23 protein-coding genes, 1 pseudogene and 1 riboswitch are annotated in these 24,524 nt (G+C 68.7%); of the genes and pseudogenes, 18 read left to right on the top strand and 6 right to left on the bottom strand.

Annotated elements, in window-relative coordinates:
• Positions 1-309 precede the first annotated feature (309 nt).
• From rpmH to ABL840_RS39050, 7 genes are all read left to right on the top strand, one after another.
• Positions 310-444 (top strand): 50S ribosomal protein L34, encoded by a 135-nt coding sequence (rpmH, locus tag ABL840_RS39080; RefSeq protein ID WP_007834827.1) that lies wholly within the window; start codon positions 310-312, stop codon positions 442-444.
• Positions 445-545: 101 nt separating this feature from the next.
• Positions 546-965 carry a ribonuclease P protein component gene (locus ABL840_RS39075; RefSeq protein WP_093300326.1) on the top strand — a complete coding sequence of 140 codons (420 nt, stop codon included), beginning with the start codon at positions 546-548 and terminating at the stop codon, positions 963-965.
• Entirely contained in the window at positions 962-1,249 is a 288-nt protein-coding gene (gene yidD / locus ABL840_RS39070; protein ID WP_093195819.1) for a membrane protein insertion efficiency factor YidD, read from the top strand. The genes ABL840_RS39075 and yidD overlap by 4 nt, the downstream gene beginning before the upstream one ends.
• The gene (gene yidC, locus ABL840_RS39065; RefSeq protein WP_093300325.1) at positions 1,246-2,940 is read left to right on the top strand and encodes a membrane protein insertase YidC; all 1,695 of its coding nucleotides are present in this window, start codon (positions 1,246-1,248) and stop codon (positions 2,938-2,940) included. Before yidD ends, yidC begins: the two co-directional genes overlap by 4 nt.
• Positions 2,941-3,012: 72 nt before the next feature.
• Entirely contained in the window at positions 3,013-4,419 is a 1,407-nt protein-coding gene (mnmE, locus tag ABL840_RS39060; RefSeq protein WP_093300324.1) for a tRNA uridine-5-carboxymethylaminomethyl(34) synthesis GTPase MnmE, read from the top strand.
• 100 nt (positions 4,420-4,519) lie between these two features.
• Complete coding sequence (locus ABL840_RS39055) at positions 4,520-4,981, top strand: Crp/Fnr family transcriptional regulator (RefSeq protein WP_093195822.1); 462 nt, start codon at positions 4,520-4,522, stop codon at positions 4,979-4,981.
• 137 nt (positions 4,982-5,118) lie between these two features.
• On the top strand, positions 5,119-6,114 hold the full coding sequence (locus ABL840_RS39050) for a zinc ribbon domain-containing protein (RefSeq protein ID WP_093300323.1): 996 nt from the start codon (positions 5,119-5,121) through the stop codon (positions 6,112-6,114).
• A 38-nt stretch (positions 6,115-6,152) separates the two neighbouring features.
• Here the strand turns inward: ABL840_RS39050 and ABL840_RS39045 are convergent, their stop codons facing one another.
• On the bottom strand, positions 6,153-8,138 hold the full coding sequence (locus tag ABL840_RS39045; RefSeq protein WP_093195824.1) for a monovalent cation:proton antiporter family protein: 1,986 nt from the start codon (positions 8,136-8,138) through the stop codon (positions 6,153-6,155).
• Between the two features lie 116 nt (positions 8,139-8,254).
• Here ABL840_RS39045 and ABL840_RS39040 point away from each other — a divergent pair, with 116 nt between their 5' ends.
• Genes ABL840_RS39040 through ABL840_RS39025 form a run of 4 tightly spaced genes read left to right on the top strand, consistent with a single transcriptional unit; the run spans position 8,255 to position 11,263 of the window.
• Positions 8,255-9,256, top strand: coding sequence for a KpsF/GutQ family sugar-phosphate isomerase (locus ABL840_RS39040; protein WP_093195825.1), 1,002 nt, complete (start codon positions 8,255-8,257; stop codon positions 9,254-9,256).
• A complete protein-coding gene (locus ABL840_RS39035; RefSeq protein WP_093195826.1) occupies positions 9,256-9,804 on the top strand; it encodes a KdsC family phosphatase in 549 nt (182 codons plus the stop codon). The genes ABL840_RS39040 and ABL840_RS39035 overlap by 1 nt, the downstream gene beginning before the upstream one ends.
• Positions 9,801-10,463, top strand: a complete 663-nt coding sequence (gene lptC / locus ABL840_RS39030; RefSeq protein WP_093195827.1) for an LPS export ABC transporter periplasmic protein LptC — start codon at positions 9,801-9,803, stop codon at positions 10,461-10,463. The genes ABL840_RS39035 and lptC overlap by 4 nt, the downstream gene beginning before the upstream one ends.
• Positions 10,464-10,477: 14 nt before the next feature.
• A complete protein-coding gene (locus ABL840_RS39025) occupies positions 10,478-11,263 on the top strand; it encodes an SDR family oxidoreductase (RefSeq protein WP_093300322.1) in 786 nt (261 codons plus the stop codon).
• Positions 11,264-11,348: 85 nt separating this feature from the next.
• On the opposite strand, the gene ABL840_RS39020 is transcribed toward ABL840_RS39025, so the two are convergent.
• Complete coding sequence (locus ABL840_RS39020; RefSeq protein ID WP_093300321.1) at positions 11,349-11,885, bottom strand: RNA recognition motif domain-containing protein; 537 nt, start codon at positions 11,883-11,885, stop codon at positions 11,349-11,351.
• A gap of 273 nt (positions 11,886-12,158) precedes the next feature.
• A riboswitch (yybP-ykoY riboswitch) is annotated at positions 12,159-12,336 on the top strand.
• A gap of 17 nt (positions 12,337-12,353) precedes the next feature.
• Between ABL840_RS39020 and ABL840_RS39015 the strand changes: the two genes are divergently transcribed.
• The 4 genes from ABL840_RS39015 to ABL840_RS39000 all read left to right on the top strand — a co-directional run bounded on the left by ABL840_RS39015 (position 12,354) and on the right by ABL840_RS39000 (position 15,504).
• Positions 12,354-12,917: a TMEM165/GDT1 family protein gene (locus ABL840_RS39015; RefSeq protein ID WP_093195830.1), complete on the top strand. Its 564-nt coding sequence runs from the start codon at positions 12,354-12,356 to the stop codon at positions 12,915-12,917.
• Positions 12,918-13,143: 226 nt separating this feature from the next.
• Positions 13,144-14,307 carry a homoserine O-succinyltransferase MetX gene (gene metX, locus ABL840_RS39010; RefSeq protein WP_093300319.1) on the top strand — a complete coding sequence of 388 codons (1,164 nt, stop codon included), beginning with the start codon at positions 13,144-13,146 and terminating at the stop codon, positions 14,305-14,307.
• Positions 14,304-14,894 (top strand): methionine biosynthesis protein MetW, encoded by a 591-nt coding sequence (gene metW / locus ABL840_RS39005; protein WP_093195832.1) that lies wholly within the window; start codon positions 14,304-14,306, stop codon positions 14,892-14,894. The genes metX and metW overlap by 4 nt, the downstream gene beginning before the upstream one ends.
• A gap of 22 nt (positions 14,895-14,916) precedes the next feature.
• A complete protein-coding gene (locus ABL840_RS39000) occupies positions 14,917-15,504 on the top strand; it encodes an IMPACT family protein (protein ID WP_093300317.1) in 588 nt (195 codons plus the stop codon).
• Here ABL840_RS39000 and ABL840_RS38995 read toward each other — a convergent pair.
• Positions 15,449-16,391: pseudogene (locus ABL840_RS38995) on the bottom strand (ion transporter). The gene ABL840_RS39000 and the pseudogene ABL840_RS38995 overlap by 56 nt on opposite strands.
• A gap of 115 nt (positions 16,392-16,506) precedes the next feature.
• On the opposite strand from ABL840_RS38995, the gene ABL840_RS38990 reads away from it, so the two are divergent.
• Positions 16,507-17,028, top strand: coding sequence for a bactofilin family protein (locus ABL840_RS38990; RefSeq protein ID WP_093195835.1), 522 nt, complete (start codon positions 16,507-16,509; stop codon positions 17,026-17,028).
• Positions 17,029-17,138: 110 nt separating this feature from the next.
• On the opposite strand, the gene ABL840_RS38985 is transcribed toward ABL840_RS38990, so the two are convergent.
• On the bottom strand, positions 17,139-17,909 hold the full coding sequence (locus tag ABL840_RS38985; protein ID WP_093300316.1) for a DUF72 domain-containing protein: 771 nt from the start codon (positions 17,907-17,909) through the stop codon (positions 17,139-17,141).
• A 95-nt stretch (positions 17,910-18,004) separates the two neighbouring features.
• Between ABL840_RS38985 and ABL840_RS38980 the strand changes: the two genes are divergently transcribed.
• The gene (locus ABL840_RS38980) at positions 18,005-19,516 is read left to right on the top strand and encodes a M20 family metallopeptidase (RefSeq protein WP_093195837.1); all 1,512 of its coding nucleotides are present in this window, start codon (positions 18,005-18,007) and stop codon (positions 19,514-19,516) included.
• Entirely contained in the window at positions 19,513-20,370 is an 858-nt protein-coding gene (locus ABL840_RS38975; protein ID WP_093300315.1) for an alpha/beta hydrolase, read from the top strand. The genes ABL840_RS38980 and ABL840_RS38975 overlap by 4 nt, the downstream gene beginning before the upstream one ends.
• Here the strand turns inward: ABL840_RS38975 and ABL840_RS38970 are convergent.
• The gene (locus tag ABL840_RS38970) at positions 20,342-21,526 is read right to left on the bottom strand and encodes an MFS transporter (protein ID WP_093300314.1); all 1,185 of its coding nucleotides are present in this window, start codon (positions 21,524-21,526) and stop codon (positions 20,342-20,344) included. The two genes, ABL840_RS38975 and ABL840_RS38970, sit on opposite strands and share 29 nt — an antisense overlap.
• The gene (locus ABL840_RS38965; protein ID WP_093300313.1) at positions 21,523-24,456 is read right to left on the bottom strand and encodes a DUF4132 domain-containing protein; all 2,934 of its coding nucleotides are present in this window, start codon (positions 24,454-24,456) and stop codon (positions 21,523-21,525) included. The genes ABL840_RS38970 and ABL840_RS38965 overlap by 4 nt, the downstream gene beginning before the upstream one ends.
• Positions 24,457-24,524 lie beyond the last annotated feature (68 nt).

Genomic DNA, 24,524 nt, shown 5'->3' with positions numbered 1-24,524 from the left:
GGGCGTATGAAAAAGTGATGAAACCCTCGGGCATTTTTTGGTATAGGTATTGTGGATATTCTCTGCTGGAAGGCGCCCGGCATTCTAACTTGTCAAAACCTTATCCACACGCTGCCCGGCACTTCGAAAGGCCCGCAAATCCGCTCGAAGATTGTTCCCGGAGCCAATGTTTGCGATAATTGCGGGTTTCCCTGAAAACCTCTTTGCGTCTTTCGGGGGTCATCCGAAACACGCTCGCCCCGGCGCCCCGCAGGTACTTCATGCTTTCAGCGCGAAGGGCCAGCGCGAACAGGGAAATAGGAAATCACCATGAAACGCACCTACCAAGCATCCAAAGTCCGCCGCGCCCGTACCCACGGCTTCCTGGTCCGCATGAAGACCCGCGGCGGCCGCGCCGTCATCAACGCACGCCGCGCCAAGGGCCGCAAGCGCTTGGCCGTCTGACGGCAACCCACCTGCCGTTGCCAGCAGCCGGCTCGTCAGCGCCCACTCCAACAGCCAGCGTGCCTGGCCCGAACAGGCGCGACGCAAGCGGCCCGGCTTCCATGCAGCGGCTCAAGACCCGCGCGCAATTCCAGGCCGTCCTCGCAGGTGCCACCGTGGCGCGCACTGCTCATTTCGCATTGCATTGCTGTGCGCTCGATCTCGCGTCGAGCGCACAGCCTTTGTTCGCGTCCGACGATGTCTGGCTGGGCGCCATGGTGCCCAAGCGCTGGGCACGCCGCGCGGTCACGCGCAACGCCATCAAGCGCCAGATCTATTCCGTGAGCGCCGAATCGGGCGCCGGGCTGCCTCGTGCAGCGCACGTGGTGCGGCTGCGCGCGGGCTTCGACCGCAAGGAATTCGTGAGCGCCTCCTCGGACAAGCTCAAGGCCGCCGTGCGCGCCGAACTCCAGCAACTGCTGGCCCGCGCCGCGCGCGCTCCCGCGGCGGGCTCGGCAGCGCCCTCTTCTTCCTCGCCATGAAACGCGTGCTGATCGGCCTCGTGAAGGCCTACCGCCTGCTGCTGAGCCCCTGGCTCGGCCAGTCGTGCCGCTTCACGCCGACCTGCTCCGTGTATTCGATCGAGGCGCTGGAAGTGCACGGCGCGCTCAAGGGCAGCTACCTCACCCTGCACCGCATCGCGCGCTGCCAGCCCTGGTGCCAGGGCGGCCACGATCCGGTTCCACCGAAATCGCAGCGTCGCACTGACAGGTCAGGATCGCTGTTTTCGTCTCTTCTCTCTTCCGACAAGAAGTCTTCGTCATGAACGATATCCGCCGCACGATACTGTGGGTGATTTTTGGTTTCTCGCTGGTGCTGCTGTGGGACCAATGGCAGGTCTTCAACGGCAACAAGCCGACCTTCCTGCCGTCGACCAAGCCGGCCGCCACGGCCGCGGCTCCCGCCGGCACCCCGGCGGCCAACAACGGCGTGCCGACCGCGTCCGGCAGCACCGGCGGCAACGCGGGCGCCGTGCCCACGCAGCCCGTTGCGGCCACGCCGCGCGAGCAGGTCAAGGTGACCACCGACCTGTTCAAGGCCACGATCGACAGCGAAGGTGCCACCGTCAACTACCTCGAGCTGCTGAAGTACGACGAGGCCGACCGCACCAAGCACGTGGTGCTGTTCGAGAACGGTTCGCCCGCCACCCGCTACATCGCGCAGACCGGCCTGCTGAACCAGGTCGACACCGGCGAGCGCTTCCCCAACCACCTGACGCAGATGACGCCGAAGGCCGGCCCGCGCGAGATGGCCGACGGCCAGAACACGCTGGAAGTGGGCTTTGAAAGCGCCCCCGTCGGCGGCCTGAAGTACATCAAGACCTATGTGTTCCACCGCGGCGACTACGTCATCGGCGTGCGCCACGAAGTGGTCAACGTGAGCGACCAGCCGCGCGACGCGCAGCTGTACCTGCAGCTGCTGCGTCACGGCACGGTGGCCGCCGGCACCATGTTCGGCACCAACACCTTCACGGGTCCCGCTGCGTACACCAACGAGAAGAAGTTCCACAAGCTCGACTTCAAGGACATTGCCAAGGGCAAGATCGAACCGCCGCCGCCGGCCAACGACGGCTGGATCGCGATGGTGCAGCATTACTTTGCGTCGGCCTGGCTGCTCAAGGGCGACCCGGCCAGCGAACAGCTGCGCCGCGAGTTCCGCGTGAAGGACCTGGGCGACAACCTCTTCACCGTCGCCATGGTGGCCACGCTGCCGAAGATCGCCCCGGGTGCCACGCAGGTCGTGAACAGCGCGTTGTTCGCCGGCCCCGAGGAAGAAAAGAAGCTCGAAGCCATCGCCCCGGGCCTGGACCTGGTGAAGGACTACGGCATCTTCGCGATCATCTCCAAGCCGCTGTACTGGCTGCTCACCCAGCTGCACGGCATCCTGGGCAACTGGGGCTGGTCGATCGTCGCGCTGGTGGTGCTGCTGAAGGCGGCCTTCTACTGGCTCAACGCCAAGGCCTACGCCAGCATGGCCAAGATGAAGGCCATCAACCCGAAGATCATGGAAATGCGCGAGCGGCTGAAGGACAAGCCGCAGGAAATGCAGCAGGAAATGATGCGGATCTACAAGACCGAGAAGGTCAATCCGATGGGCGGCTGCTTCCCGATCCTGATCCAGATCCCGGTGTTCATCGCGCTCTACTGGGTGCTGCTGTCGTCGGTCGAGATGCGCCACGCGCCCTGGATCGGCTGGATCACCGACCTGTCGGCACCCGACCCCTGGTACATCCTGCCGATCGTGATGACGGCCACCTCGCTGTTCCAGACCTGGCTCAACCCGACGCCGCCCGATCCGATGCAGGCCAAGCTGATGTGGATCATGCCGCTCGCGTTCAGTGTGATGTTCATCTTCTTCCCGGCCGGCCTGGTGCTGTACTGGATCACGAACAACGTGCTGTCGATCGCGCAGCAGTGGTTCATCAACAAGCGCCTGGGCGTGCTCGGCACCAAGTAGCCGCACTGCACTCCAGCCATCCTTCAAAGGGCCGCGTCAGCGGCCCTTTTTGCTGAAAGAATCCGCACCACCATGCTCGCCCGCACCTCCGATCCCATCGTCGCCATCGCCACTGCCTCGGGGCGCGGCGCGGTCGGCATCGTGCGCGTGTCGGGCGCGAGGCTGGCGCCGCTGGTCGACGCGATCTGCGGCCGCGCGCTCAAGCCGCGCGAGGCCACCTACCTGCCTTTCCGCGACGCGGACGGCGAACCCGTCGACCACGGCCTGGCCATCCACTTTCCCTCGCCGAACTCCTTCACCGGAGAAGACGTGCTCGAGCTGCAGGCCCATGGCGGCGCGGTGGTGCTGCAGCTGCTGCTGGCGCGCTGCCTCGAGGCGGCGGCGGAGCCCGACCCGATCACCGGCCGCCCCCGCCTGCCCGGCCTGCGCGTGGCCGAGCCCGGGGAGTTCAGCCAGCGGGCCTTCCTCAACGGCAAGATCGACCTGGCACAGGCCGAGGCCATTGCCGACCTGATCGACGCCAGCACCGAAGCCGCAGCGCGCAGCGCAGGGCGCTCGCTGTCGGGGGCCTTCTCGCGCGAGATCCACACGTTGCGCGACGCGCTGATCCACCTGCGCATGCTGGTGGAGGCCACGCTCGACTTTCCCGAGGAGGAAATCGACTTCCTGCAGAAGGCCGATGCGGCCGGGCAGCTGGCGAAGCTGCAGTCGCAACTTGCCGCCGTGCAGCAGCGAGCGCGCCAGGGCGCCTTGCTGCGCGAGGGCATCAAGGTCGTGATCGCGGGGCAGCCCAACGCGGGCAAGAGTTCGCTGCTCAATGCGCTGGCCGGCGCGGAGCTGGCCATCGTGAGCGCGGTGGCGGGCACCACGCGCGACGTGGTCTCGCAGACCATCCAGATCCACGGCGTGCCGCTGCACGTGGCCGACACCGCCGGCCTGCGCGAAAGCAGCGATGAGGTCGAGCAAATTGGCGTGGCGCGCGCCTGGGGGCAGATCGAGAGCGCCGATGCAGTGCTGTTCCTGCACGACCTGACGCGCGCGCACCTCGAAGACTACGCCGCCGCCGACGCGGAGATCCTGGCCGGTCTGCGGCAGAAGCTGCCTACGAGCGTGCCGGTGCTCGACGTCTGGAACAAGCAGGATGCGGCGCTCGCGGCCCATCCCGCACAGGGCATCGCCCTTTCCGCCAAGACCGGCCTGGGCATCGAAGCCCTGCGCGAGCAGCTGCTGGCCATGGCCGGCTGGCAGGCCGTGCCCGAGGGCGTGTACCTCGCGCGGGCGCGCCACGTGCAGGCGCTGGCGCGGGTCGAGACGCACCTGGCGCTGGCCGCCGACCATCTTGCGGCGCAGGCGCAACTGCTCGACCTGCTGGCCGAGGAGCTGCGGCTGGCGCAGAACGCCCTGAACGAGATCACCGGCGAGTTCGGCGCGGACGACCTGCTGGGAGTCATCTTTTCGCGCTTCTGCATTGGCAAATAGCCACAGATAGCGGCAGCGGCGCCGAAAAACGTAATCAGTTGTAGCCGAAGTTCGTGGCCATCGCGGATACTTCGGCACACATGCGGGGGCCGAGAAACACATGTCAATCCAGAACTTGAGCCGCGCCATCGCGGAGAACATCAACACCGACGCGTTCGCGTTGACGTTCAACGTCCAGCAGTGGGAAACGCTGGCGGGTTACCTGCAGCCGATCGAGACCGGCGTGGGCGACGTGCTGATCGAACAGGGCACGCCCGACCGTTCGGTGTTCTTCGTCGAGAGCGGCGCCATCAGCGTGCACCGCGTCAGCAGCAAGGAACAGATGAAGCTCGCCGTGCTCACCTCGGGCGCGGTGGTCGGCGAAGGCTCGTTCTTCTCGCGGCAGCCGCATTCGGCCAACGTGGTGGTCACGGGCGCGGGCCGCGTGTGGCGGCTCACGGCGATCCGCTTCGCCGAGATGAGCAACCGCCAGCCCAACATGGCTCTGGAGATCGCGATGGCGCTGGGCGCCGTGATCGCCAAGCGCATGGCGCATCGCTCCAAACGCGTCGCGGTGACCTGAAGAAAGAGGCACCTCCCGATTTCCCACATCGTCCGCCGCCGGATCGGTCTTCCGGATGCGGCCCGGCAAGCCAGCCAGTCAACCAACCAGTCAGCCGGTTTCCGTTCCGGACCCCGAGAGTAGTCAGTAAGTAAGCCATGGCCTTGATCTGTCCGGTCTGCAGCACGGAGAACCGTGACGGCGCGAATTTCTGCAGAAGTTGCGGCATCAGCCTGTCCGCCGCGGGAGACCGGATTCCGCCGCCGCCGAGCCCCGAGCGCGAATGGGCCACCACTGCGCCCGCACAGCTGCGCGCACCGACCATTCCGGCACCGCTGGACGAGCCCCCCGCCGCGCCGCCGCCGGCACGCCAGTCGTTCTTCAGCAGGTCGCCGGCCTCCGCGCCGCGGCACGACGACGAGGAGCAGACCGTCTTCATGCTCCATGACGACGGCTCGCCGCGCTCGTCCGCGCCGGCCAATTCACCCGATTCGCCTGCCTCGCCGCCCGGACTGGAATCGAGCTGGGCCATGGCGCCCGAAAGAACGAAGCGGCCACGCCGGGTCAGGATGCGGCGGCCCGCGCCGGTCGAACGCTCGCCGCGCTGGCGCGTCATCCTGCTGTGGCTGGGCCTGCTGGTGGTCGCGGTGGCGATGATCGTCGCGGGCTGGTACGGCTACGGAACGAGGAAGGCGCCCGCTACCGTCGAAGAGGCCGCCCCGGCCAGCGCGCCGGCGGCCCCCGCGGTGGTACCGTCGCCGCCGACCGAGCCGCCACCTCCCCCTCCCGAGGCCCCTGCCGCCGCGGCAGATGCCCAGGCGGCCGACCAGGCGACCGCGCCCGCCGCGGAAGCCGCGCCGGCTCCGGCGCCCAAGCCGGCCGCCAAGCCGCGCAAGCAGGCGACTCCCGCCGCGCAGCCTTCACCGGCCGCACCCGACGCCGCGCCCCAGGCAGCCGCCCCTGCTCCGCCGCCGGCACCGGCCGCCCCGGCCGAGCCCGCGGCCATGTGCGGCGACCGCAACTTCATCGCCAGGGCGCAATGCATGGCGGCGCAGTGCCTGAAGCCCGAGTACAAGGCTCACGCGCAGTGCGAAGCGGTGCGCCGCCAGCAGCGTCTCGAAGAGGAAAAGCGCAATCCGACGCTGATCAACTGAGGGCGCGAAAAGAGCGAGAGCGCCCGCCCGCTCGTCGATCAGCCCTTCTGCAGCCGCTCGACCGCCATCGCCAGCGCGGCCGGCTTGCCCGACAGCACCAGCGTGTCGCCGTCCGACAGCACCGTGTCGTCGGCCAGCGCAAGCGGCTGGCCGTCCTGCCGGCGCAGGCTGGCGACGCGCACGCCCAGCGTGTGCAGCGCCAGGCGCTCCAGCGTCTGGCCGACCGCCCTTGCACGGGCATCGAGCGTGAAGCTGTTGAGCCGCTCGTGGTCGATCTCGTCGGCGTTGTCGTCGTCGGCGCCGTGGAAGTAGCCGCGCAGCAGGTTGTAGCGCGCGTCGCGCTGGTCCTGAACCACGCGGATCACGCGTCGCATCGGCACGCCGACCAGCGCCAGCGCATGGCTCGCGAGCATCAGCGAGCCCTCGATGGCCTCGGGCACCACTTCGGTCGCGCCGGCGGCCTGCAGCTTCTCGAGGTCGTGATCGTCCTGCGTGCGCACGATCACCGGCACGTGCGGCGCGTGGGCGCGCGTGTTGGCCAGCACCTTCATCGCGCCGGGCACGTCGAGGTAGGTGACGACCACCGCGCTGGCGCGCGCCAGGCCCGCGGCCATCAGCGCCTGCAGCCGGGCGGCGTCGCCGAACACCACCGAGTCGCCGGCGGCGGCGGCCTGACGAACGCGGTCGGGGTCGAGGTCGAGCGCCATGTACGGAATGCCCTCGCGCTCCAGGATGCGCGCCAGGTTCTGGCCGCAGCGTCCGTAGCCGCAGATGATCACGTGCTGCGCCGTATTGATGGTCTTGCGCGCGATGGTCGTCATCTGCAGCGACTGCTGCAGCCAGTCGCTGGCCACGAGCTTTCGCACGATGGCGTTGCTGTACATGATGATGAAGGGCGTCGCCAGCATCGACAGCACCATCGACGCCAGCACCGGGTTGGCCAGCCATGGCGGCAGCAGGCTGCGTTCCTGCGCCAGCGTCAGCAGCACGAAGCCGAACTCGCCGGCCTGCGCGAGGTAGAGGCCGGTGCGCAGCGACACGCCCGAGGTGGCGCCGAGCACCCGCGCCAGCACCGTCACCAGCCCCAGCTTGAAGGCCAGCGGCACCAGCAGCAGCACGCCTACCAGCAGCCAGCGCTCGACCACGATGTGCCAGTCGAGCGACATGCCCACGGTGATGAAGAACAGCCCCAGCAGCACGTCGTGGAAGGGGCGGATGTCGGTCTCGACCTGGTGCTTGTATTCGGTCTCCGACACCAGCATGCCCGCGATGAAGGCGCCCAGCGCCAGGCTCAGGCCGGCCAGTTCGGTGAGCCAGGCCAGGCCCAGCGTGATCAGCAGCACGTTCAGGATGAAGAGCTCCTCGCTGCGGCGCCGCGCCACCAGCGTGAGCCACCAGCGCATCACGCGCGGGCCGCCGTAGAGCAGCACGCCGATCAGGAAGCTCGCCTTCAGCAGCGCCAGGCCCAGCGCCTTGGCCAGCGCCTCGGGCGGCGCGCCCAAGGCGGGAATCAGCACCAGCAGCGGCACCACCGCCAAGTCTTGAAACAGCAGCACGCCCATCACGCGCTTGCCGTGCTCGCTCTCCAGTTCGAGCCGCTCGGCCATCAGCTTGACCACGATGGCCGTGCTGCTCATGGTGAGGGCGCCCGAGAGCGCCAGCGCGGTCTGCCAGCCCAGGTGCCAGGCGGGCGGCAGCAGCCGGGCCAGCAGCAGCGCGCCGATCGTGGCGAGGGCCATCGTCAGCAGCACCTGCAGCAGGCCGAGGCCGAACACGTGCTTTCGCATCGCGCGCAGCTTGGGCAGGCTGAATTCCAGCCCGATCACGAACATGAGGAACACCACGCCGAATTCGCCCAGGTGCTGGATGCCTTCGGTGTTCTGGGCCAATGCGAAGGCGTGCGGCCCGATCAGCACGCCGGCCGAGAGGTACCCCAGCATCGGCGGCAGCTTGAGGGAGCGGCATGCCACAACGCCGATCACCGCGGCCAGCAAGTACAACAGCGTGAGATCGAACGAAGACATAGGCGCCGATGCTAGAGCAAGAGCCGTGCGCGACGGGCCCGGGAGGACACCGAGTGCCGCCCCGGGCTTGCCCGGAGCCGGGCGTGGGGCCACCCCTATCCCCGTAAAATCCGGCGATGAGCTCCCGTCCCGCCCCGGCCCCCGTGGTCGACCCCGAAGCCATCCTCGCTCGGGCACGCCTCACCTTCGACATCGAAGCCGAAGCCGTCTCCGGCCTGAAGACCCGCGTCGGCCCCAGCTTCGTCGAGGCCGTGCGCAAGATCCTCGAGGTGCGCGGCCGCGTGGTCGTGATGGGCATGGGCAAGAGCGGCCACGTCGGCCGCAAGATCGCCGCCACCCTCGCCTCCACCGGCACGCCCGCGATGTTCGTGCACCCGGCCGAGGCCAGCCACGGCGACCTCGGCATGATCAAGGCGGTCGACCTGGTGCTTGCCATCTCCAACAGCGGCGAGGTCGACGAGCTCACCGTCATCCTGCCGGTCGTCAAGCGCCAGGGCGTTCCCCTGATCGCCATGACCGGCCGCCCCGAATCCACCCTCGCCCGCCATGCCGACATCGTGATCGACGCGGGCGTGTCCAAGGAAGCCTGCCCGCTCAATCTCGCGCCCACCGCCAGCACCACCGCCCAGATGGCGATGGGCGACGCGCTGGCCGTGGCGCTGCTCGACGCGCGCGGCTTCGGCTCGGAAGACTTCGCGCGCTCGCACCCGGGCGGCGCGCTCGGACGCAAGCTGCTCACCCACGTGAGCGACGTCATGCGCTCCGACGAAGACGTTCCTCGCGTGGCGCCCGACGCCGGCATCGGCGAACTGATGCGCGCCATGAGCAACAAGGGCTTCGGCGCCGCGGCGGTGGTCGCGCCCGACGGCCGCGCGCTCGGCATCTTCACCGACGGCGACCTGCGCCGCCTGATCGAGGCCGGCGCCGACCTGCGCAGCCCGAAGGCGGCCGAGGTGATGCACCACAACCCGCGCACCATCCGCGTCGACGCGCTGGCGGTGGAGGCGGCCGAGCTCATGGAGCAATGCGGCATCACCCGCCTGTTCGTGATCGACGGCGAGGGTGTGATCGTCGGCGCCATCAATACCAACGACCTGATGCGCGCGAAGGTCATCTGATGCCGCTCGAGTTCCAGGCCGAGACATTGCTCGCCGCGCAGGACGTGCGCATCGTCTTCTTCGACATCGATGGCGTCCTGACCGACGGCGGCGTGTACTTCACCGAGCACGGCGAGACGCTCAAGCGCTTCAGCATCCTCGACGGCTACGGCCTGAAGCTGCTGCGCAAGGCGGGCATCGTGCCGGCCGTGATCACCGGGCGCGATTCCAAGCCGCTGCGCGTGCGGCTCGAGGCGCTGGGCATCGAGCACGTGCGCTACGGCACCGAAGACAAGCTGCCCGCTGCGCAGGCCATGCTCGACGAACTCGGCTTCACCTGGGCGCAGGCCGCGGCCATCGGCGACGACTGGCCCGACCTGCCGGTGCTCCTGCGCGTGGGCTTTGCCGCGGCGCCGGCCAATGCCCACGCGGAAGTGCGCGGCATCGCGCGCTACGTCACCCGCGCGCGCGGCGGCGAAGGTGCGGCGCGCGAGTTCTGCGACCTGCTGCTCACGGCCTGCGGCCAGTACCGCGTCATGCTCGACGCAGCCAGGGGCCCGAATACATGAACAACGCGAAACGCGCATGGGGCATGGTGCGCGACGTCCTCGACCGCGCCACGATCTACTTGCCGATCATCCTGACGGCCGCCGTTGCGCTCGGCACCTACTGGCTGGTGCGCAACGCGCCCAAGCTGCTGGAGCCCGCTCCCAAGGTCGCGCCCACGCACGAGCCCGACTACTTCATGCGCGACTTCGTCATCAAGAATTTCCTGCCCAACGGCGACCTGCGAAGCGAGTTGCACGGCGTCGAGGGCAGGCACTTCCCCGACACCGACACCATCGAGATCGACAAGGTGCGCATGCGCTCTGTGTCGCCCGAGGGGCTCGTGACGCGCGGCAGCGCCGACCGCGGCCTGTCGAACTCCGACGGCAGCGAAGTCCAGCTGTTCGGCAACGCGATCGTCATCCGCGATCCCTCCGTGACACCGAGTGGCAAGCCGACGCCGCGCCTCGAATTCCGCGGCGAGTTCCTGCACGCCTACGTCGATACCGAACGCGTCACGTCGAACAAGCCGGTCACGCTCATCCGGGGCACCGACCAGTTCACCGGCGACACGCTCGACTACGACAACCTGAGCGGCGTGGCCAACCTCAACGGTCGCGTGCGCGGCGTGCTGATTCCGTCGGCGGCCACGGCTGCTCCCACTCCTGCGAAGAAGCGCTGAGGACGACTTTTCTCATGGCCAACGGCTCCCCGCTCGTCTTCATCACCGGCGCCTCCAGCGGCATCGGCCAGGCGCTGGCCGTGAGCTTCTACGACGCGGGGTACCGCCTGGCGCTGGTCGCTCGGCGCACGGGAGAAATCGAAGCATGGGCGAGCGCCCGCCAGCTGGCCGCGGACCGCTACCGCGTCTACGGCGCCGACGTGGCGCAGACCGACAGCATCGTCGCCGCCGGCAAGGCCTGCATCGAGCAGCAGGGGCTGCCCGACGTGGTGATCGCCAATGCCGGCATCAGCGTGGGCGTCGATACCGCGGAGCGCGAGGACATCGACGTGATGGCGCGCACTTTCGCGACCAACAACGTGGGCTTGATGGCCACCTTTCATCCCTTCGTGCGGGCGATGGTCCAGCGCGGCAGCGGGCGGCTGGTGGGCATCGGCAGCGTGGCTTCGATCCGCGGGCTGCCGGGGCATGGCGCCTACTGCGCCAGCAAGGCCGGCGTGGTGGCGTACTGCGAGAGCCTGCGCGGCGAACTGCACAACAGCGGCGTCAAGGTCGTCACCCTCTGCCCGGGCTACATCGACACGCCGCTCACGCAGGGCAACCGCTATGGCATGCCCTTTCTCATGAAGGCGGAAGATTTCGCCGCCCAGGCGCTGCGTGCCATCGAGGCCGGCACCAGCTATCGCGTGATTCCCTGGCAGATGGGCGTGGTCGCCAAGATCATGCGCATGCTGCCCAACGCCGTGCTCGACCGCGCGGTGCAGGGGCGCGAACGCAAGAAGCGGAGCGGCGAAGCCTGAGCGCCGGCTGCGACTGGATCGACCATTGAAAAAGGCTCCCGAAGGAGCCTTTTCTCTATGTGTGCTTTTCTGGAGTGTGCAGGGTTCAGTAGCCGCTGTTGCCGCCGCCGTAACCACCGCCGCCACCGCCCGAACGGCCGCCGCCGCCGCCACGGGGACCAGCGCCGTAGGGGCTGCGGAAACCGCCATCGCCACCACCGCCGCCGCCGCCACCACTGCGGCCACCGCCGCCGTAGCCGCCACCACCGCCGGAGCGACCGCCACCACCGTAGCCGCCACCACCGCCGCCGCCGCCGTAGCCACCGCCACCACCGCCGCCATAACCACCACCGCCGCCGCCGTAGCCGCCACCACCGCTGCGCGGGGGACGTGCTTCCATCGGGCGTGCTTCGTTGACGACGACGCTGCGGCCACCCAGGGGCTGGCCGTTCATGCCGTTGATTGCGGCCTGTGCTTCCGCGTCACTGCCCATCTCGACGAAGCCGAAGCCCTTCGAGCGGCCGGTGTCACGTTCCATCATGACCTTGGCGCTGGTCACTGCGCCGAACTGCCCGAAGGCTTGTTCGAGATCTCCGTCGCGCACCGAGTAAGGCAGGTTGCCGACGTACAGTTTGTTGCCCATCAAGGGACTCCTATAAACACATCAAGAAAAGCGATGGAGTCCCGAAAGCATCACTCAAACGAGAGCCGTCGAGTCGCGCGAAACTGACCGATCACCGAACTGCCCCCCGACCAAATTGAAGAGGGAGGCTCGTGCATTATGGGTGAAATATCCGAATTGCAAGCGGGAATTTGCTTCTTGAGGTAGCACCTGTCAAAACTATTCGAAAGCTAGTGCCTACTTGCATGATTGAGCGAGGTCCTTCGCCCTACATCCGTGCGTCCATGTAGAATTCCGCTCGTCATTGGGGAGTAGCCGCCTTCCGATCTGCGAGAAGGGCCCGCGTCAACAGACTTGTCCTGTCCCACCAGGATATGGCGCGTGCAGTGAACACACCTGGCGAGACCTTTGACCGTGCAACTTCGGGAATATGGCCGAAGGTGTTGCACGGTCAATTGCGTCCTTCGGCCCAAGGAACCCCACGTCATCATGGAAGCTTTTCTCGTAGCAACGGGCGTCGTCGCGCTCGCGGAAATGGGCGACAAGACCCAGCTCCTGGCCCTCCTGCTCGCCGCCCGCTTCAGGAAACCCTGGCCCATCGTCCTCGGCATCTTCGCCGCCACAGTCATCAACCATGCCCTGGCGGGCGCCGTCGGCAACTACCTCACGCGCTGGCTCGGGCCCGAGGTGCTGCGGTGGATATTGGGCGGCTCGTTCATCGCCATGGCCGTCTGGATGCTCATCCCCGACAAGCTGGACGACGACGATGCCCCCGGCACATCGAAGTTCGGCGTCTTCGGCACCACGGTGATCGCCTTCTTCCTCGCCGAGATGGGCGACAAGACCCAGATCGCCACCGTCATGCTTGCAGCCCGCTTCACGCACGACTACTTCTGGGTGGTCGTGGGCACCACGCTGGGCATGATGCTGGCCAACGCGCCGGTGGTGTGGCTCGGCGAGAAGATCGTGCGGCGCGTGCCGATCAAGCTCGTGCACGGCGTCTCCGCCGCGATCTTCCTCGTGCTTGGCGTCCTCATGATCGTCGGCATATAGAAGAAACCCCGGCCCCTTTCGAGGAACACCGCGGAACCGGCTCCGCCGGGCCGCAGGTGTCGCCCCCTTCCCAAGGGGGTTGGCGAAGCGGCACGCAGTGCGCGCAGCCTGGGGGATATACTTGCCCTGCGCCGATTTGCTTCAGCTTGCGGGCGCTCTATAAATTCAGCTAAAGACAGGCGCGGCAGACCCGGCTCGTTTTTGGCGAGGCCGGGTTTTTTCATTCATGTCGTCGTCACCACCTCTGGTCGTCACTCCGCAGTCGATGCAGTTCGCAGGCCCGCTGGCCCTGCGCAGCGGCGCATCGATCAGCGACTACACGCTCGCCTACGAAACCTACGGCACCCTGAACGCCGAGCGCAGCAACGCCGTGCTCGTGTGCCATGCGCTCAACGCTTCGCACCACGTCGCGGGCGTCTACCAGGGCCAGGCGCGTTCAGAAGGCTGGTGGGACAACATGGTGGGCCCCGGCAAGCCGGTCGACACCGACCGCTTCTTCGTGATCGGCGTCAACAACCTCGGCTCCTGCTTCGGCTCGACCGGCCCGATGCACGTCAACCCCGCCACCGGCCGGGTCTACGGCGCCGACTTCCCCGTGGTGACGGTCGAGGACTGGGTCGACGCACAGGCCGCTCTGCTCGATGCGCTCGGCATCGAGACGCTCGCCGCCGTCATGGGCGGCAGCCTGGGCGGCATGCAGGCCCTCTCGTGGACGCTGCAGTACCCCGAGCGCGTGCGCCACGCCGTCGTGGTGGCCAGCGCCCCCAACCTCACGGCCGAGAACATCGCCTTCAACGAGGTGGCGCGCCGCGCCATCGTGACCGACCCCGACTTCCACGGCGGCCACTTCTACGAGCACGGCGTGGTGCCCAAGCGCGGCCTGCGCATCGCGCGGATGATCGGCCACATCACCTACCTCAGCGACGACGTGATGAACGCCAAGTTCGGCCGCATCCTGCGCAGCGCGGTCGAGGGCGAGGTGGCGGGCGCCGACTACCGCTATTCCACGCAGGACGTCGAGTTCCAGATCGAGAGCTACCTGCGCTACCAGGGCGACAAGTTCAGCGAATACTTCGACGCCAACACCTACCTGCTGATCACCCGCGCGCTCGACTACTTCGACCCTGCGCGCAGCCACGGCGGCAAGCTCAGCACCGCGCTGGCACAGGCCACCGCCAAGTTCCTGCTCGTGAGCTTCAAGACCGACTGGCGCTTCTCCCCCGCGCGCAGTCGCGAACTCGTCAAGGCGCTGCTCGACAACCGCCGCAACGTGAGCTACGCCGAGATCGACGCGCCCCACGGCCACGACGCCTTCCTGCTCGACGACGTGCGCTACATGGGCGTGGTGCGCTCCTATTTCGACCGCGTCGCCAAGGAGTTCCAGCAATGAGCGACCTCGAACACCAAAGACTCATCGCCGAACTGGTGCCCCAGGGTTCGCGCGTGCTCGACCTCGGCTGCGGCGACGGGGCCCTGCTCGACATGCTTCAGCGCGAGCGCGGCTGCACCGGCTACGGCGTGGAGATCGCCGACGGCAACGTGCTGCAGTGCATCCGCCGCGGCGTCGACGTGATCCAGCTCAACCTCGACGAAGGCCTCGCGATGTTCGACGACGCCTCCTTCGACGTGGTGCTTCAGATCGACACGCTGCAGCACCTGCGCAACGCCGAGGTGATGCTGCGCGAGACCGCGCGCGTGGGCCGCATCGGCATCGTCGCCTTTCCCAACTTCGCGCACTGGCCCAACCGCATGAGCGTGGCGCGCGGGCGCATGCCCGTCACCCGCCGCCTGCCCTACCAGTGGTACGACACGCCCAACATCCGCGTGGGCACCTTCAAGGACTTCGAGGTGCTGGCCGGCAAGAACAACCTGCGCATCCTCGACGCCTTCGGCCTGCAGGACGGCCGCGACGTGCGCTGGCTGCCCAACGCGCGCGCCAGCACGGCGGTCTTCAAGTTCGAGCGCGGCGGCGGGTAATCGCCGTGGAGCGCACCGCCGCATGAGCTTCACGCTCGCACAGCCGGTCCACAGCGAGCTCGTCATCAAGAAGAGCCGCTTCATCGGCTGCGTGCAGCCTGTGGCCGATCGCGCCGCGGCACTGGCCGTGGTCGCCTCCCTTCGCGCCGAGCACCCTGCGGCCGCGCACGTGTGCTGGGCCCTCATGGCCGGCGGCCAGTCGGCCGCGAACGACGACGGCGAGCCCGGCGGCACCGCGGGACGGCCGATGCTTGAAGTGCTGCGCCACCAGCAGGTCGAAGGCGCGCTCGCGACCGTGGTGCGCTACTTCGGCGGCGTGAAGCTGGGCGCGGGCGGCCTCGTGCGGGCCTACACGGATGCGGTCGCGCAGGCCCTGCTCGGCGCCACGCTGGTGCCGCTGCTGCGCCAGCGCAGCCTCCGGTGCTCGGTGCCCTACGCGCTCGAAGGACTGGTGCGTCGCGAACTCGCGGCCGCCGGCGCGGTGCTCGAGGCCGTGGAGCACGGCGACGACGTGGCCTTCGCCTTCTCGCTGCCCGAGCCCGATGCCGATGCCTTCATCGCGCGCCTCGGCGATGCTGCGCAAGGGCGCGTCGCCTGGCTGCAGGAGTGAGCCTCTTCGCCGGTACCGCGGGTGCCGGCTCCGCCATCGCGAGAATGCCGCGCGGAGCCAGCGGCACCGCGGCAGATTCGTCGTCGGTGCCGCGTCGTGCCATCTCGGCGGTCACGATGCCGGTCGGCACCGCGAGCACGCCCCAGCCCACGAGCATCATCACCGAGGCGATCGCGCGGCCCAGGTCGGTCTTGGGCACGAGGTCGCCGAAGCCCACGGTGGCCATGGTCGAGATCGCCCAGTAGATCGCCACCGGAATGCTCGTGAAGCCGTGCTGCGGCCCCTCGACCACGTACATCAGCGTGCCCATCACAAGCACCACCAGGATCACGAAGCCGACGAACACGGTGATCTTTCGCCGGCTCGCCGCCACCGGCCGACACCAGCGCGCGGTACTCCGCCGAGTAACGCGATAGTTTGAAGATGCGGAATACGCGCAGCAGACGCAGCACGCGCACGTCGATGAGGTAGCCCAGCCCCATCTCCGGCGCGAAGACCACGAGGAAGGTCGGCAGCAGCGCGAGCAGGTCGATCACGCCGTAGAAGCTCAGCGCATAGCGCAGCGGCTTGTTCACGCAGCACAGCCGTGCGATGTACTCCAGCGTGAAGAGGATGGTGAACACCCATTCGAGCACGTTGAAGACCGAGCGCCACTGCTCGCGTATGGACTGCACGCTGTCCAGGATCACCACCAGCACGCTGGTCACGATCACCGCGATCAGCGCCAGGTCGAACATCAGGCCCGCGCGCGTGTCGGCCTCGAAGATCACCGTGAAGAGAGTGCGCCGCCAGCCGTGCGCGGGCTTGTCGAAGCGCGAGTCCGTGGTGGACGAGATGGCGCGCGAAGCGTGCGTGTCGGAAGGAGATGCGGCGTTCGGACGGGTCATGGCGCCACATTGTCATGTGCGCGATCGACTTATTCAGTTACGCTTATTGCGCAATGAAGTGCCGCAGGCCGTGAGTGCGTTCTTACGATAGTCCCCTTTCTTGAGGAGCTCCCCTTTGGCTACACAGTCCCCCTTCTTCGGCAAGCGTGATCGAGACACCGACTCGTTGACATCGCGCCCCGCGCCGCTCGTCGGCTCGGGCACCAACCTCTCCGGAACCCCCGTCAATCCCTCTTCGCTCACCGCACAGCAAGGCGGCCTGAATGCTGCGGCGGCGAACGCGCCGGCGAAGGAAGGCGGCAGCAAGCTCACCGTCGGCCCGAACATCAAGCTCAAGGGCGTGGAGATCACGGACTGCGACACGCTCGTGGTCGAAGGCCTGGTCGAAGCCACCATGGACTCGCGCCTGATGCAGATCGCCGAACAGGGCGCGTTCAAGGGCTCGGCCGAGATCGACATCGCCGAGATCCGCGGCGTGTTCGACGGCAGCCTCACCGTGCGCGAGAAGCTCGTCATCCACTCGACCGGCAAGGTCACCGGCAAGATCCGCTACGGCAAGATCGTGATCGAGGAAGGCGGCCAGATCTCCGGCGAGATCGGCTTCGGCGCCAAGACCACTCTCCAAGCCGCTGCCTGAAGTCGGCCCCCCGGCTTTTCGCTCCGCTTCGCTGCGTGTAACTCCACCCCCGAGGGGGAGGCGCGGGCCGCCCTGGGAGCGGCCCGGCGGCGCCCGCAGGCGCTCTTTCCTTACACGGCAGGCGGGGTCCAGCCAAGACGCTCCAGCAAGGCACCGGCCGCGGCCGGTGCCTTTTCTTTGGCGCCGTTGATGAAGTAGACGAACACGTCGCGCTTCTTGGGCGACACGGCCCAGCCCTGCGCGCGTTCGGCCCATGTGTCGAGCGCCTTCGGCGCATAGCCCGCCTTCAGCTTGGCGTCGGCCATCATGAGCCGCGCATAGGCGAAATCGCCTTCGGGTTCCTCGAAGGACGGAAACTTGTCGGCGTCTGTGAACACCGTCGACACCTTGTACTTTTTCGCTAGCGCCTTGTAGGCGGGCACGATGAAGCTCTCGTGCCGCACGTCCATCACGTGCCGCAGCACGCGGCTGCCCTCCTTCTTCGGCAGCAGCGCGAGAAAAGCCTCGAAGTCCTCCGCATCGAACTGCTTGGTCGGCATGAACTGCCACACGATCGGCCCCAGCTTGTCGCCCAGCTCGGCCACGCCGCTGTCGATGAAGCGCTTGATGGAATCGCCCGCGCCCGAAAGAAGCTTGCGGTTGGTCGCGAAGCGCGAGGCCTTCATCGAGAACATGAAGTCGTCGGGCGTGTCGTCGTGCCACTTCCGGAAGGTCTCGGGCTTGAAGGTGCTGTAGTAGGTGCCGTTGATCTCGATGGCGCTGACCTTGCGGCTCGCGTAGTTCAGCTCCTTGGCGTGCGCGAGCCCCTTGGGGTAGAAGTTGTCGCGCCAGGGCTCGTAGGTCCAGCCGCCGATGCCCACCTTGATGTTTGCCTTGCTCACGTGGCCCTCCGGGTTGAGATCGCCCGCACTCTACGCGCGGTCGCTCCAAGGCGCAAAATGCGTCCTTTCTTTCGTCACCCGCGGAGAACCCACCGATGAACGCCCCCCTGCACCGCGAAATGCCCGCCGGCACGCTCGACGCCGAGCGCGCCCTGTCCGACGTCACCGCCCGATGGGACGGCGACATCGTCAAGCAACTCACCGACTACATCGGCATCCCGGCCAAGTCGCCCGGCTTCGACAAGGACTGGTCGGCCAACGGCTACCTCGAGACCGTGCTGCGCAACGCCGCCGCCTGGGTCGAGGCGCAGAAGGTCGAGGGCCTGAAGCTCGAGATCGTGCGCCTCGAGGGCCGCACGCCGGTGCTGTTCTTCGAAGTGCCGGCCTCCGGCACCGACATGGGCGAGACCGTGCTGATGTACGGCCACCTCGACAAGCAGCCCGAGTTCACCGGCTGGCGCAACGACCTCGGTCCCTGGACGCCCAAGTACGAGAACGGCCTGCTCTACGGCCGCGGCGGTGCCGACGATGGCTACGCGGTGTACGCCAGCATCGCCGCGCTGCAGGCGCTCAAGAGCCAGGGCGCGGCGCACCCGCGCATCGTGGGCCTGATCGAGACCTGCGAGGAAAGCGGCTCCTACGACCTGCTGCCGTATGTCGACGCGCTGCGTCCGCGCCTGGGCAACGTCGAGCTGGTGATCTGCCTCGACTCCGGTGCCGGCAACTACGACCAGCTGTGGCTCACCACCTCGCTGCGCGGCATGGCCAGCGGCACGCTCAAGGTCGAGGTGCTGACCGAAGGCATCCACTCGGGCGACGCCTCGGGCCTCGTGCCCTCGAGCTTCCGCATCATGCGGCAGGTGCTCGACCGCCTGGAAGACAGCGCCACCGGCCGCCTGCTGCCCGCGAGCTTCCACTGCGAGGTGCCGGCCGACCGGCTGGCGCAGGCCAAGGCCACCGCCGCCATCCTCGGCGAAGAGGTCTACAAGCGCTTCCCGTGGGCGCACTACGACTGCGGCGGCTCGACCGTGTTCGCGCTGCCCACCACCACCGACCCGGTCGAGGCCCTGCTCAACCGCACCTGGAAGCCCACGCTGTCGGTGACCGGCGCCGAAGGCTTCCCGGCGCTGAAGGACGCGGGCAACGTGCTGCGTCCCTACACCGCATTCAAGCTGTCGCTGCGCCTGCCTCCGCTGGTCGACGCGGCCGAGGCCGTGCAGAACCTCAAGACGCTGCTCGAGGACAACGCGCCCTACCAGGCCCGCGTGACCTTCGAGAGCAACGGCGGCGCCACCGGCTGGAACGCACCCACCATCACGCCGTGGTTCGAGGACGCGCTCAACAAGGCTTCGCGCGCGCACTTCGGCGCCTCCTGCGGCTACATCGGCCAGGGCGGCACCATTCCGCTGATGAACATGCTCAGCGCCGGCTTCCCGAAGGCGCAGATGATGGTCTGCGGCGTGCTCGGCCCAAAGAGCAACGCGCACGGCCCCAATGAGTTCCTGCATGTGCCCTACGCCAAGAAGCTCACCGCGGCCGTGGCCGAAGTGATCGCCGCATTGCCGGCCGCGCATCGCGCAGCAGCATCGGAGCCGGTGGCCGCTTGAGCGAGGCGCTGCCTCTGCCGCAGCGCGTGTCGCTGTCCACGCCCGACGGCGAGACGCTCGCACTGCGCCGGCTGCCGGCGCCCGGCCTGGCGCGTGCCGTGGTCGTCGTGGTCCACGGGCTCGGCGAGCACGCGGGCCGCTACCACGGGCTGGCCGAATGCCTGCACGAATGGGGCTTCGCGGTGTGGGCGCACGACCACTATGGGCACGGCGAATCCAGCGGCCCGCGCGGCGGCCTGCCGAGCGAACTGCGGCTGGTGGACGACCTCGCGCTGGTCATCGACGATGCGCGCCGCGAGAACCCCGGCCTGCCGGTGGTGCTGCTGGGCCACAGCCTGGGCGGGCTGGTCGTGGCGAGCCTCGTCGCGCGCGGCGTGCGGCACGTCAACGCGCTGGTGCTGTCCTCGCCGGGGCTCGACCCGGGCCTGAGCGGCTTCCAGAAGACGCTGCTCGCGGTGCTGCCGCGCATCGCGCCCGGCCTTCGCGTGGGCAACGGCCTCGACGACAACTTCCTCTCGCACGATCCGGCCGTGGTGCAGGCCTACCGCGACGATCCGCTCACGCACGACCGCATCGGCGGGCGCCTCGCGCGCTTCCTCGCGTACGAAGGCGAGACCGTGCTGCGACAGGCCCCGAACTGGCCCGTGCCGACGCTGCTGCTCTACGCCGGCGACGACCGCCTCGTGCGGCCCGCCGCGAGCCGTGCCTTCGCCGCGGCCACCGCGCCGGGCGGCAAGGTCGAGGCGCACTGCTTCGACACGCTGTACCACGAGATCTTCAACGAGCTCGAAGCCGATCCGGTCTTCGAAGCCCTGCAGCGCTGGCTCAACCGGCGCTTTCCGCCGCTGGCCTGACGGCGCGCATGCGGCGCGCCAGCCAGAGCAGCGCAGCGCCCGTCAGCACCACTGGCACCAGCGAGCCGAAGTTCAGAAGCCGCCAGCCCTGCGTGGTCACCAGCACGCCCGAGGCGAACGAGGTCAGCGCCAGCGTGGCGAACACGCAGAAGTTGAGCGCGCCCTGCGCGCGGTCGCGCTCCTCGGGCGCGTAGGCCGTGAGCGAAAGCGTGGTGCTGCCGGTGAAGAGGAAGTTCCAGCCCACGCCCAGCAGGAACAGCGCCACGATGAAGTGATGCAGTTCCACGCCCGAGAGCGCGATGGCGATGCAGCCGAGGTTGAGCAGCAGCCCCGCGCCCATCACCGGCAGCACGCCGAAGCGGCGGATCAGGTGGCCGGTGAAGAAGCCCGGCGCGAACATGCCGATCACGTGCCATTCGAGCACCAGCGCGGCGTCGGAGAACGGCAGGCTGCAGATCTGCATCGCGATCGGCGTCGCGGCCATCAGCAGGTTCATCACGCCGTAGCCCAGCGCGCCCGCCGCGGCCGCCACGATGAACACCGGCTGCCGCGCGATCTCCGCCAGCGAGCGCCCGCCGCCCGATTCCTTGCGCGAGGGCGCGGGCGGGAATGCGATGAAGTGCATCACCGCCATCGACAGCAGCGCCACCGCGGCCAGCGCGATGTAGGCGCCGGCGAAGGGCACGGCGAAGGCCTCGCGCGTGGCCTTCGCGAGGTTGGGCCCGGCCACGGCGCCGATCAGCCCGCCGGCCATCACCATCGACACCGCCTTCTCGCGCCACTCCGGCGCCGCCAGCTCGGCCGCGGCGAAGCGGTAGAGCCCGGCGTTGGCGTTGTAATAGCCCGCGATGACCGTGGCGAAGCACAGCAGCCAGAAGTTCCTCGTGACTGCGGCGAAGCAGCACAGCAGGGCCGACACCAGCGCCACCGCCAGCCCGGTCTGGAACGAGCCGCGCCGGCCGAAGCGCTGCTGCGTGCGCGCCACCAGCCCGGTGGAGAGCGCGCCGCCGATCACGTAGCTCATCACCGGCAGCGTGGCCATCCAGCCGTGCGGCGCGATGGCCAGGCCCACCAGCCCGTTGATGGCGATGAAGGTGACGTTGTTCGTCAGCAGCAGGCCCTGGCAGATGGCGAGCAGCCACAGGTTGCGGTTCATGGCGCTGTCTCCCGTATCGCGCGCTGCAGGTCGCGCTCGATCTCGCTGAAGGCGATGGGCGGCAGCTCGCCGAGCGTGCCTTCCTTGCCGTCGAGCACTACCCCGCGCACGGTCTGCAGTTCCTTGCCGTCGGGGCTGTCCTGCACGAACCAGCCCTCCTCCAGCACGAGGCAGATGCGTCCGCTGCCGGGCAGCGCCTTGTTGAAGCTGTTCACCATGCCGCCGTCGCCCACCTCGCGCTGCCAGCCGCGCGTTTCCAGGCCCATGAGGGCGGCGTTCGACACCGCGCGGCCGGCCCAGTGCGCAAGCTCGCGGCGTTCGCGCAGCGCCTCGTCGAGCATGAAGGACTGGCGCCCCAGCTGCTCGAAGGGCTGCAGGATCTCGTAGTCGGCCAGCACGGCGGCCCATGCGGCCGCGAGCGACGCGTCGAGCGCGGCGAAGTCCAGCGGATGCGGCAGGCCGATGCGCGCGTCGTCGGGCAGCTTCACCGGGTCGTCGTGAAGCTCCGTCAGTTCGCCTTCGGCCGTGACGCGGAAGGTGCCCTGGAGCCTGTCGGATGCGTCGAACAGCCCCCAGACCAGCGGCCGGCTGAAGACCCGCAGCACCGGGTGGTTGGCGAAGAAGGGCATGAATTCGTCGGGGCCCCAGCGCCGCTGCGCGCACATCGCGGCCTCCAGCCGCCTGATCTGCGTGGCGGCGACGGTCTTCGCGAGCTTGCGCAGTTCCTTGAGCTGGGTCGCCGCGGCGGCTGCCTTGCCGGCATCGTCGTTCGCGCCGGCCTTGGGCAGCGTCTTCAGCGCCTTGCCCCTGGCGTCGTGCACCACGGGCTGGAAGCCGTCATCCATGCGCACCTCGAAGCTGCGCGAGCCGAAATCGAGCGTGAGCCGCGCGCGGGCGTCGAGGCCGAGGTCGGGCACGGTGCGGTCGGCCAGCTGGTCGAGGCTCAGGCCGCGCTGCTCGGCCACTTCGCCGAGCATGCGGTCGGCGCGGGTGCGCAGGTCGTCGTAGCGGGTCTGGCGCGAGAGTTCGGCCAGGTGCATCAGCGCGGCGTCGCTGCCGATCTCGCCGAGCATCGCCATCGCGTCGTAGGCGCGCACGCGGTCGAGCCCCGCACGCCACTGGCGCAGCAGGCTGTAGAGCTGGCGCGCGGTTTCGCCGTCGCCGAGGCGGCCCTGCAGCGCGAACATCCAGCGTTCCTTGGGCGGCCGGCCGTTGCCGATCCACCAGGCCAGCAGCGCGCGGCCGAAGCGCGCCAGCGCGTCGGGCGCGAGCGCGTCCAGCAGCGGGGCGAGCCCCGGATAGGGTGCGTCGGCCTTGCCGAGCATCATCGCCATCAGCACGTCGGGCACCACGGCCTGCGGCAGCGCGAGGCCGCCTTCCTTGAGGATCAGGCGGGGCAGCGATTGCAGGGGCAGCGTCTTCGGCACGACGGGCAGGCTGTCGGGCAGCACGTCCTCGGGTGCGATGGACAGCAGCTGCGTCACCGCGCCGGCGGCTTTGGCACCGTAGGCGAGCGCCTGCGTGCGCACCGCGTCGGCGTGGCCCGTGTCGTGCAGCCAGCGCAACGCGGCCTGGGCCGATTCGTGCGCGGGGCCGGGCTCGCCCAGCGCGATGGGAACGAGGCCGCGCGCGGCCGCATCCGGATAGCGCTCCAGCCAGCCGGTCGCCTCGCGCCGCACCCAGCGGTTGGTGTGGAAGCCCTTGGCGATCCAGCCGGCGAGCGGATCCCACTCGATGACCGACGCCAGCTCGAACATCGCGCGCGAGCCCTGCTTGAGGAAACGCGGCAGCCCTGGCAGCGCATCCGCGCCGAGGGCATGGAGGATGGGCCGCACGCGCGCCACGTCGCCCATGAAGTGCTCGACGGCCGGCCCGTGCGTGAACGCCGCGACGGCCAGCGGCGCGGGCAGCTGCCAGATGTATTCGGCGACGCCCCAGCGCGAGCCCGGCAGCTGGCCGAAGTCCTCGGGGCCGGCGATCTCGTGGCGGCCGGCGATCGTGTCGTTGATGAGCTCGGGGCGCAGGCCCAGCATCCACAGTGCCTTGTGCGCGCTGCTGCCCTCGCGGATCGAGTCGGGGGCATCGGGCTGGTTGCGCGCGAACTCCTTCATCCACTGGTCCGATCGCTCGCGCGAGACGCGCACTTCGCGCGTCATCCAGTCGGACGACTCGCCCGTGGCCTGCAGGTATTGCGGCGGCTTCAGGTCGGCCCAGTGCAGCCGCGCCACAGGAGGCAGCGGCTGCAGCGCCAGCACCGGGATGACGGGCAGCGCCTGCCGGTTCTTCCATGGCGGGCGGCGCAGCAGCGCGGGCCAGGTATCGGCCGGGGCATCGGCCACGCCGCCGGAGCTGTCTTCCTGCAGCCGCGCGAGCGTCTTGCGCTGGGCCTCGTCGCAGGAGGCTTCGAGCGGCTTCTGCCACTCGGGGTTTGCGGCCAGCAGTTCCAGGATCAGCGCCGCGCCGGCCTGGTGCCGCGCCGGGTTCGCCGACAGCAGCTCGCGCAGCACGAAAAGAGGCCAGCGGGCCGCCTGTTTGACGAGCGCGTTCTTGCAGTCGATCTGCTTGACCTGGGCCACGAAGAAGCGCACCACCTCCGCGTCATGGATGGCCAGCAGATCGGTAACGGCTTCCTTGTGCGGCGAGGGCTCGAAGAGCAGCTCGGCCGCCGCGGCGCCGTGCATCTCGAGCATGCGCAGCCGCGCGGCGCGCGGCGGATAGAAGCTGGAGCGGTGGCGGCGGAAGAAGTCGAGGCTGTCGGCCAGGCTGCGCTCGTCGGAGAGCGAGCCGCCGCACTGGCCGCAGGGCCGGTCGTTGAACCGCGCGAGCGCCTCGCGCATGGCCTTGGACCACCGCACCTTGCCGTCGGGTCGCGCGTCCAGGCCGCCCTCTTTCTTCTCTTCTTCTTCCTTCGACTTGCGACTGCCCGCCATGCCATTGCTCTCCGTTGATGCCGCAGGGATTGTCGGCCAACACGCGCGGGGCAAAAAAAAGCGCCCTC

The organism is Variovorax sp. NFACC27 (assembly GCF_048301545.1).
GTDB classification, from domain to species: domain Bacteria; phylum Pseudomonadota; class Gammaproteobacteria; order Burkholderiales; family Burkholderiaceae_C; genus Variovorax; species Variovorax gossypii.
Note: the sequence above shows the minus strand (reverse complement) of the source record. Positions and strands in the feature narration are given on the sequence as shown.